Annotated in this window: 6 protein-coding genes; 2 read left to right on the top strand and 4 right to left on the bottom strand. The window is 67.0% G+C overall.

Annotation, left to right across the window (positions count from 1 at the left end; translation table 11 throughout):
- Positions 1 to 164: 164 nt before the first annotated feature.
- The 4 genes from ACWDR4_RS49170 to ACWDR4_RS49155 form a co-directional block, all read right to left on the bottom strand.
- Positions 165 to 614 (bottom strand): LppU/SCO3897 family protein, encoded by a 450-nt coding sequence (locus tag ACWDR4_RS49170; RefSeq protein WP_450418621.1) that lies wholly within the window; start codon positions 612 to 614, stop codon positions 165 to 167.
- Between the two features lie 116 nt (positions 615 to 730).
- Positions 731 to 1,993, bottom strand: coding sequence for an MFS transporter (locus ACWDR4_RS49165; RefSeq protein ID WP_450418620.1), 1,263 nt, complete (start codon positions 1,991 to 1,993; stop codon positions 731 to 733).
- Between the two features lie 120 nt (positions 1,994 to 2,113).
- Positions 2,114 to 3,196, bottom strand: coding sequence for an inositol-3-phosphate synthase (locus ACWDR4_RS49160; RefSeq protein WP_450418618.1), 1,083 nt, complete (start codon positions 3,194 to 3,196; stop codon positions 2,114 to 2,116).
- A gap of 44 nt (positions 3,197 to 3,240) precedes the next feature.
- Positions 3,241 to 3,927: a PadR family transcriptional regulator gene (locus ACWDR4_RS49155; protein ID WP_369029124.1), complete on the bottom strand. Its 687-nt coding sequence runs from the start codon at positions 3,925 to 3,927 to the stop codon at positions 3,241 to 3,243.
- Between the two features lie 383 nt (positions 3,928 to 4,310).
- On the opposite strand from ACWDR4_RS49155, the gene ACWDR4_RS49150 reads away from it, so the two are divergent.
- Both ACWDR4_RS49150 and ACWDR4_RS49145 read left to right on the top strand, forming a co-directional pair.
- Positions 4,311 to 7,034: a transglycosylase domain-containing protein gene (locus ACWDR4_RS49150; RefSeq protein WP_450418617.1), complete on the top strand. Its 2,724-nt coding sequence runs from the start codon at positions 4,311 to 4,313 to the stop codon at positions 7,032 to 7,034.
- A 153-nt stretch (positions 7,035 to 7,187) separates the two neighbouring features.
- A complete protein-coding gene (locus tag ACWDR4_RS49145; protein ID WP_450418616.1) occupies positions 7,188 to 8,696 on the top strand; it encodes a glycosyltransferase family 87 protein in 1,509 nt (502 codons plus the stop codon).
- Positions 8,697 to 8,758 lie beyond the last annotated feature (62 nt).

Raw genomic sequence — 8,758 nt, 5'->3', positions numbered from 1 at the left:
TTGGGGGGGGTGGGGCCTCTGATGGTGTGGTGGGCCGTCCTGGGCTGTGGCGGTCTATGGGCGGTGTTGTTTCAGGTCAAACAACACCGCCGGAACGCGCAGAGGGCGATGTTTCACGTGAAACATCGCCCTCTGCGCGTGTGGGCTGCGTCAGCCCGGACTACTCAGACTTCCTTGAGGCAGAGCACGACGTCGTGGCTGCTGCCCTGCTGGTAGTAGGAGATCGTCGCCTCCGTGATGGCCTCGCACTTGCTGGCGTCGCTGGTGTTGTCGAACTTCTCGACGACCTTGTACTGGGCGCCGCTGGAGGTGCAGTCGACCTCGTTGAGGTCGGGGCTTGTGTCCGTACCGTCGTTGTGCATGCAGGAGCCCACGGACGTCGTCTCGGCGTCACTCTGGTTGAAGTACCACTTGCCCAGGCCGATGGCTATCGCGATGACGATGAACACGCCTATACGCAGCAGCTTCTTGCTGAAGCGCTTGGTCGGCGCGGGCGGCGGGACCGGAACTCCCTGGAACGGGGCACCCTGGTGCGGCGGGTACGGCGCCTGGGGCGCCGTCGGCTCGACAGGGGCAGGGGTGTTCGGGTTCTGGTCCTGCGGCGGAGTGGTCACTTCGGGGGTCCCCCTTGGCTATGGGTGTGCTTGGTGCGAAGTAAGACGCACGTAAGTTACCGGGACCCACTGACAACTCTGTAGCTCAGAGAGTCTCTGTGGCCTTCATGTGACACTTACCGGCGTTCAAAGCGGGCCATAGATACAGCAATTGCCCCGTAGATAACGGCGATTGTGACCAACAGGGACACCGAGCGTCCGTCGGAGGGCAGCATCAGGGCCGCCACTCCGGCCGCGCCGACGAAGGCGACGTTGAACAGGACGTCGTAGAGGGAGAAGATCCGGCCGCGGAAGCCGTCGTCGACCGAGGCCTGGACGATCGTGTCCGTGGCGATCTTCGAGCCCTGGGTGACAAGGCCCAGGACGAACGCCGCGACCAGCATGGGCACTTCGGTGAACGCCAGACCGAGCGCGGGCAGCAGGACCGCCGCCGCTCCGGCACACACCACGATCCAGCCGACGGGACCGAGTCGTCCGGCTGCTGCCGGGGTCAACACGGCCGCGACGAAGAAGCCCGCCCCGGAGATCCCCACGGCGAGGCCCAGCAGGGCCAGCCCGTCGTCGGAGCCGTCCGACCAGGCGTACCGGCAGAGCATCAGCACCATGACCGTCAGGGCGCCGTAGCAGAACCGCATCAGCGTCATCGCGGCCAGCGACCAGGCCGCCTCCCGGCGCACGGGCTCGGCAAGGTGCCGTACGCCTGCGGCCAGGCCGCGCGCGGTGCCGGTGAGGGCTGCCGCCAGCCGGGGCTGCACCAACTCGGGGTCGGGTCCCAGCAGTTCCCGGTCGAGACGGAGGGAGGCGAGCGACGAACAGAGGTACAGGGCCGCGCCCAGGAGGACCACCGCGGCGTCGGAGTCGGAGGCCGCCAGTCGTACGACGAAGGCGAGTCCGCCGCCCGCCGTGGCCGCGAGCGTGCCGGCCGTCGGGGAGAGCGAGTTGGCGATCACCAGACGGTCGTCGTCGACCACACGCGGCAGGGACGCCGAGAGCCCGGCCAGCACGAAGCGGTTGACGGCGGTGACGCACAGGGCGGAGGCGTAGAAGAGCCAGTCGGGGACATGGCTCAGGATCAGGACGGCCGTCACGCATGCCAGCAGGGCGCGCAGCAGATTGCCGTACAGGAAGACCTGGCGGCGTCGCCAGCGGTCCAGCAGGACACCCGCGAAGGGGCCGACGAGGGAGTACGGCAGCAGCAGGACCGCCATCGCGGAGGCGATCGCCGCCGGTGAGGTCTGCTTCTCCGGCGAGAAGACGACGTACGTGGCGAGTGCGACCTGATAGACGCCGTCGGCGCCCTGGGAGAGCAGCCGTACGCCGAGCAGGCGCCGGAAGTTCCTCAGACGCAGGAGTACGCGCAGGTCACGTACGACAGCCATGGGGCACAGCCTCACATACGAGGAGGGTCCCCGGGCGGATGACCCGGGGACCCTCGACGGGCAGGAGCGACAAGCCTGTGGGAGCTCGACCGGCGCTGGACTCCTCTCAGCGCACGACTCTCAGCGCTCGACTTCGCCCTTGATGAACTTCTCGACGTTCTCCCGTGCCTCGTCGTCGAAGTACTGGACCGGCGGGGACTTCATGAAGTAGCTCGACGCGGAGAGGATCGGGCCGCCGATACCGCGGTCCTTGGCGATCTTCGCGGCGCGCACGGCGTCGATGATGACGCCGGCGGAGTTCGGGGAGTCCCAGACCTCCAGCTTGTACTCCAGGTTCAGCGGGACGTCACCGAACGCGCGGCCCTCCAGACGGACGTACGCCCACTTGCGGTCGTCGAGCCAGGCCACGTAGTCGGACGGGCCGATGTGGACGTTGTCGGCGCCCAGTTCGCGGTCGCGGATCTGGGAGGTGACGGCCTGCGTCTTGGAGATCTTCTTGGACTCCAGGCGCTCACGCTCGAGCATGTTCTTGAAGTCCATGTTGCCGCCGACGTTCAGCTGCATCGTGCGGTCCAGGACGACGCCCCGGTCCTCGAACAGCTTCGCCATCACGCGGTGCGTGATCGTGGCGCCGACCTGCGACTTGATGTCGTCGCCGACGATCGGGACGCCCGCCTCGGTGAACTTGTCCGCCCACTCCTTCGTACCGGCGATGAAGACCGGGAGGGCGTTGACGAAGGCGACCTTGGCGTCGATGGCGCACTGGGCGTAGAACTTCGCCGCCGCCTCGGAGCCGACGGGCAGGTAGCAGACGAGAACGTCGACCTGCTTCTTCTTGAGGATCTTGACGACGTCGACCGGTTCGGCCTCGGACTCCTCGATGGTCTCGCGGTAGTACTTGCCGAGACCGTCGAGGGTGTGGCCACGCCGGACCTTCACACCGGTGTTCGGCACGTCGCAGATCTTGATGGTGTTGTTCTCGGAGGCGCCGATGGCGTCCGCCAGGTCGAGGCCGACCTTCTTGGCGTCCACGTCGAACGCGGCGACGAACTCGATGTCCTTGACGTGGTACTCCCCGAACTTCACATGCATGAGGCCCGGGACCCTGGACGCCGGATCGGCGTCCTTGTAGTACTCGACTCCCTGTACCAGCGACGCGGCGCAGTTGCCCACGCCGACGACGGCTACGCGAACCGAACCCATTCCGGTTGCTCCCTGTGTGTACGAGTGAGGCCCTGGCAGGGGCCTCACGTGGCGGTGTCGTCGGACGGACCGGTCCGGGAGTCGTCCTCCCGGGACCGGGGCAGGCCGCCCGGCGCTCCAGATGTGGTGTCCTGCGAGTCGGGTTCCCCGGAAGCGGCACCCTTGAGGTCCCGTCCGGCCCGCTCGCTCTCGATCAGCTCGTTCAGCCAGCGCACTTCGCGCTCCACGGACTCCATCCCGTGGCGCTGGAGCTCGAGGGTGTAGTCGTCGAGGCGCTCCCGAGTACGCGCCAGAGAGGCGCGCATCTTCTCCAGACGCTCCTCCAGCCGGCTGCGACGGCCCTCGAGCACGCGCATGCGTACATCGCGGGACGTCTGCCCGAAGAAGGCGAAACGAGCGGCGAAGTGCTCGTCCTCGTACGCGTCCGGGCCCGTCTGCGAGAGCAGCTCCTCGAAGTGCTCCTTACCTTCCGCCGTCAACCGATAGACGATCTTGGCGCGGCGCCCTGTGAGGGGAACGGCGAGCGCGTCCTCCGACGCGCCCCCGGACTCCTCGATCAACCAGCCGCTCGCGACGAGCGTCTTGAGGCAGGGGTACAGCGTGCCGTAGCTGAAGGCGCGGAACACACCCAGTGACGTATTGAGTCGTTTCCGCAGCTCATAGCCGTGCATCGGGGACTCGCGGAGCAGGCCGAGGACGGCGAACTCGAGGATCCCGGAACGCCGGCTCATCGTCGCCTCCTTTCTCCCACGGTCCGACCGTGACGTCTCCAGCACTGTTTATGCCGAGCTGATGTATCGACTCGATACATCTAGACGATAGATCGGCCCTGTGGATGCGACAAGAGGGGAGGTGGTGAACGGGATCACATCACCGATTCGTAGGAAGCAAGTTGCCTGATTTGGGGTGAACTTCGGCGCTAGGCGGGTTTTGACGGTGCGTAGTCTGTGCGGCATGCAGTCCACCGGGAACCGAGTGACGTTTGGGGACGTCGTCGTGCTTGGTGCGGTACGGGTGAATGCGAACACGGCCGCATCCGTACTTGGGGGGGACCGGAAACCAGCCGCCGTTTCCAGGCGCGCACGGGTGCGCCTGCCCAAGGAGTAATCGTTCGATGAGCGAGCACCGTCGCAAACCGCCGCAGCCGCAGGGAGGCGGACGTGCCGCGGCCCGACGCGGCCAGTCCGGCTCGTCCTCCGGCCGCCGCGCGGCACCGCGAGGCGCAACCGAGTCTCCTTCCGACTCCTATGGATCGGGTTCCTACGGGTTGGGTCCCTACGGAGCCGAAGGTGACGAGCGCCAATCCGGAGGCCGCGCCGAATCCCGGCGCGCCGCCCAGAGAAGTACTGGTGGACGTCGCAGAGGGGCCGAGGGCGGCGGACGCCGCGGCGGTCCCAGCGGCCCGAACGGACCCGGGCGTGGCAGAGGCCGTGAGGCCGGTCCCCCGCCCAAGAAGCGCTTCATCGACTATCCGCGCGCGGGTAAGTACGGAGCGGCGCGCTGGATGCCGTCCTGGCGGCAGGTGACGGGGCTGTTCATCGGCTTCGTCGGCAGCCTGGTGGCAGTGGCCGGTATCGGCTACGCCCTGGTGGGCGTGCCGGATGTCGCCAAGGCCGCCAACGCCCAGAACAACGTCTACTACTGGGCCGACGGCAGCCAGATGGTCGCGACCGGTGGTGAGACGAACCGCCAGATCATCGGCTACGAGCAGATCCCCGCGTCGATGCGGTACGCCGTGATGTCGGCCGAGAACAAGACGTTCGAGACCGACAGCGGTGTCGACCCGATGGGCATCGGCCGAGCCCTGTTCAACATGGCCAAGGGCGGTCAGACACAGGGTGGTTCGACGATCACCCAGCAGTACGTGAAGAACGCCCGCCTGGACGACCAGTCGCAGACGCTCACGCGGAAGTTCAAGGAGCTGTTCATCTCCATCAAGGTCGGCACCAATGTCTCCAAGGAGGAGATCATGGCCGGCTACCTGAACACCGCCTACTACGGCCGTGACTCCTACGGCATCGAGGCGGCTGCCCGTGCGTACTTCAACAAGCGTGCGAAGGACCTCACCCCCAGCGAGTGTGCCTTCCTGGCCGCGGTGCTGAAGGGCGCCACGTACTACGACCCGGCAGGCTCACCGTCCGTCGACCCCGCGAACGCCACCCAGGCCAAGAACACCAGGCGGGCCGTGGAGCGGTGGAGTTGGATCCTCGACGAGGAGGTCAAGGACGGGCGCATGACCGCGGCCGACCGGGCCAAGATCACGGCCTTCCCGAAGACCCAGAACCCGCGTTCCAACACCGCGCTCGGCGGCCAGGTCGGCTACCTCGTCGACCTCGCCAAGGGCTACCTCATCAACAACACCGACAAGACCGGGATCACCGCCGACCAACTGCAGCAGGGCGGCTACTCGATCTACACGACCTTCGACAAGAAGAAGGTCGCGGCGTTGGAGAAGGCCGTCACGAAGGTCCAGAAGGCGAACATCAAGCCCGAGGAGCGCCCGGAGACCGACAAGTACGTCCAGTTCGGCGGGGCCTCCGTCGACCCGACGACGGGCGCGATCAAGGCCATCTACGGCGGTGAGGACGCGACCAAGCACTTCACCAACAACGCCGACACGACGGGCGCCCAGGTGGGTTCGACCTTCAAGGCGTACGTACTCGCCGCCGCGATGAAGTGGGGCGTACGGGATCCGGACCTGGGCGCGGCCCAGGCACAGGACGAGCGGACCCAGGTCTCTCCGGAGAGCATCTACAGCGGCAAGAACAAGCTCAAGATCGAGAACTACGACGGCACGATCTGGAAGGACAAGGACGACAAGGAGTGGCTGCAGCGCAACGACGGCGACGAGTCGTACAACGCGCCCAGCTTCCGGATCGACCTGCGTGAGGCGATGCGGGTCTCCTCCAACTCCGCCTACGTCCAGCTCGGTATGGACGTCGGCCTGGACAAGGTCAGGGAGTCCGCCACCGATGCGGGCCTCCTCGACAGCAGCCTGGCCAGCGCCGACTTCCCGTCGTTCTCGATCGGTACCTCGGACCCGAGTGCGATCCGCGTGGCCGGTAGTTACGCGACCTTCGCGGCGAGCGGCAAGCAGAACAACCCGTACTCGGTCGAGAAGGTCACCAGCAAGGACGGCACGGTCTTCGACCACAAGAAGATCGCCAAGGCCAAGCAGGCGTTCACCGCCCAGGTCGCCGACAACGTCACCGACGTCCTCAAGACCGTGGTCGAGGACGGCACGGGTACGGCGGCCCAGCTGACCGGCCGTGAGGTGGCCGGCAAGACCGGTACCACCGACGGCAACAAGTCGGCCTGGTTCGTCGGTTACACCCCGCAGCTGTCCACCGCGATCAGCATGTTCCGGATGGACGACGACGAGACCAAGAAGAACCGCGAGTTCCTGGAGATGTACGGCACGGGTGGCCAGGAGAAGATCCACGGCGCCTCGTTCCCGGCCGAGATCTGGCACGACTACATGGAACAGGCGCTCAAGGGCACACAGGCGAAGAACTTCCCGACCCCCGAGCCCTACGGCGAGGTCGTCGACGAGGACCCGCTGCCGAGCCCGACTCCCTCCATCACCGAGACCGAGGAACCCACCCCGACACCGAGCCCGACGCCCACCGACGAGATCGAGACCTCTCCGTCGCCCTCGGCGAGCGAGACCTGCGGCACCTTCGACGTCAGCTGCCAAGACACCGGAGGGACCGAGACGGGCGACACAGACGAAGGCACTACCGACGGCGGAGTGACATCGAGTCCATCGGCCACGGAAAGTGAGGAAGAAAGTAACGGCAACGCGAACGGGAACGGCAGCGGAGGCATCTTCGGCTGACCGAGCGGTTGGCCGAAGCAGCGCCCGGCGCGTGTGTTTCACGTGAAACACGATCCGATTCACGCTGTTTCACGTGAAACATGGGGCCGTCGCACCGACCAGGTGCGGCGGCCCCTCGGCGTATTCCTAGGTGCGTACGGCAGGATGAGGCCCATGCCCAGTGCAGAGACGACGCAAGCGAGCGTGCGCGAGCCGGACCCGGTACGGCCGACCAAGGACGACGAGATCTCCGTGGCCGGCAGTGAGCTGATCGGCGGCCCCATTGGCCGGCGTGCCCTGTTGGGGACGTCCTGGTGGACTCCGGTACGGGTGGTCGCGCTCGTGGCGATCGGTATGTTCGCCCTCGGCCTGGTCCAGAAGGCGCCCTGCTACAACGGCGGCTGGTTCTTCGGGGCCAGCACGCAGTACACACACGCCTGCTACTCCGACATCCCGCACCTCTACCAGGGCCGTGGATTCGCCGACGGACTCGTGCCGTACTTCGACAAGCTCTCCGGCGACATGGAGTACCTCGAATACCCGGTGCTGACCGGCGTGTTCATGGAGGTGGCCGCCTGGCTCACGCCCGGGAGCGGCACCATCCAGCACCAGGAGCAGTGGTACTGGTTCGTCAACGCCGGAATGCTGATGGCGTGCGCGGCGATCATCGCCGTATGCGTGTCGCGTACCCACGTGCGGCGCCCCTGGGACGGTCTGCTGGTCGCTCTGGCGCCCGCTTTCGCGCTCACCGCCACCATCAACTGGGACCTGCTGGCGGTCGCTCTGACGGCCGCGGCGATGCTGATGTGGTCCCGTGGGCGGCCCCTCGCCTTCGGTGTCCTGCTGGGGCTCGCCACGGCCGCCAAGCTCTATCCCTTCCTGCTGCTGGGCCCGCTGTTCGTGCTGTGCTGGCGCGCGGGCAAGTGGCGGCCGTTCGGCACGGCGCTGGGGGGCGCCGTCGTCGCCTGGGTCGCCGTGAACCTGCCGGTGATGGTCTTCGCCTTCGAGGGCTGGTCGAAGTTCTACACGTTCAGCCAGGAACGGGGCGTCGACTTCGGTTCCTTCTGGCTGATCATCGCCCAGCGCTTCGACTATCCGTTCAGCACCGAGACCGTCAACACCTTCGCGACTCTGCTGATGCTGGCCTCGGCCGTGGGCATCGCGGCGCTCACGCTGACCGCTCCGCGCCGGCCGCGTTTCGCCCAGCTGGCCTTCCTGATCGTCGCGGCCTTCATCCTCACCAACAAGGTCTACTCACCCCAGTACGTCCTGTGGCTGGTCCCCCTCGCCGTACTGGCCCGCCCGAAGTGGCGGGACTTCCTGATCTGGCAGGCGTGCGAAGTCGCGTACTTCCTCGGGATCTGGATGTACCTCGCCTACACGACCAGCGGTGACGCCCACAAGGGCCTGCCCACCGAGGGCTACCAGTTCGTCATCGCCCTCCACCTGGCGGGCACGCTGTACCTGTGCGCCGTGATCGTCCGGGACATCCTCATGCCGGAGCGGGACGTGGTGCGCCGGGCCGGCGACGACGATCCGTCCGGGGGCGTGCTCGACGGGGCCGAGGACGTCTTCGTACTCGGTGCCGCCGCCCGTCCGCCGCGGCACGCCGCGCACTTCGACGGGCCTCAGGTGGAGTGGGGCAGCCGTCCGGTGCGGGAGGACGAGGAACGTTCGCTCTGAGCGAACACGGTAGGGAAGGGTCGTGCGAAGGGCCGTACACGGACTCCGTGTACGGCCCTTCG

Source organism: Streptomyces sp. NPDC000878, assembly GCF_053599695.1.
Note: the sequence above shows the minus strand (reverse complement) of the source record. Positions and strands in the feature narration are given on the sequence as shown.

Bases quoted from the DNA above. Each gene is read 5' to 3' on its own strand.
- ACWDR4_RS49165 (WP_450418620.1), bottom strand. From the start codon at position 1,993: ATGGCTGTCGTACGTGACCTGCGCGTACTCCTGCGTCTGAGGAACTTC.
- ACWDR4_RS49150 (WP_450418617.1), top strand. From the start codon at position 4,311: ATGAGCGAGCACCGTCGCAAACCGCCGCAGCCGCAGGGAGGCGGACGT.
- ACWDR4_RS49160 (WP_450418618.1), bottom strand. From the start codon at position 3,196: ATGGGTTCGGTTCGCGTAGCCGTCGTCGGCGTGGGCAACTGCGCCGCG.
- ACWDR4_RS49155 (WP_369029124.1), bottom strand. From the start codon at position 3,927: ATGAGCCGGCGTTCCGGGATCCTCGAGTTCGCCGTCCTCGGCCTGCTC.
- ACWDR4_RS49145 (WP_450418616.1), top strand. From the start codon at position 7,188: ATGCCCAGTGCAGAGACGACGCAAGCGAGCGTGCGCGAGCCGGACCCG.